This window comes from Rhodomicrobium sp. Az07 (genome assembly GCF_018619475.1).
Taxonomy (GTDB): domain Bacteria; phylum Pseudomonadota; class Alphaproteobacteria; order Rhizobiales; family Rhodomicrobiaceae; genus Rhodomicrobium.
In genome coordinates this window covers 1-398 of sequence record NZ_JAHFZG010000058.1, presented here as the reverse complement: position 1 = coordinate 398, position 398 = coordinate 1, and the positions used below count along the sequence as shown (strand labels likewise).

Sequence of the window (398 nt, the reverse complement as noted above, 5' to 3'; positions counted from 1 at the left end):
TAGGACAGGACCTGGAGCGACATCTCTGTCCTCACATTGCCGAGCCTTTTCATCAGGAAGTGTGCCGAACCCATCCAGAACTTGATGGTTCCGAAGGGATGTTCCGCCGTGCTGCGCCTCTCGGTCATCGCATTCGGCCGCCGATCCAGCCGGGCCTGGGCGGCCTCCAGAACGGCTTCATGCTCCCAGCGCTTGATGCGGCGCTCCTTGCCCGTGGTGCATTTTTCTTTCAGCGCACAGGCTAAGCAGGCCGATCCCCAATAACTCCGCAAGACTTTGCCGTCTTCTTCGTTCGTGTAGCGATAGGTCAAGCGCTCGCCAGCGGGGCAAAGATAGACATCCTCATTCGCCTTGTAGACGAAGTCCTGCTTGCCAAAGCGCCCTTCGGCCTTGGCGCC

Annotated in this window: 1 protein-coding gene; it reads right to left on the bottom strand. The window is 59.5% G+C overall.

Annotated elements, in window-relative coordinates; genetic code table 11:
* On the bottom strand, window positions 1-398 hold a 398-nt coding region (locus KKP04_RS15320; protein ID WP_215033558.1), incomplete at both ends, for a transposase.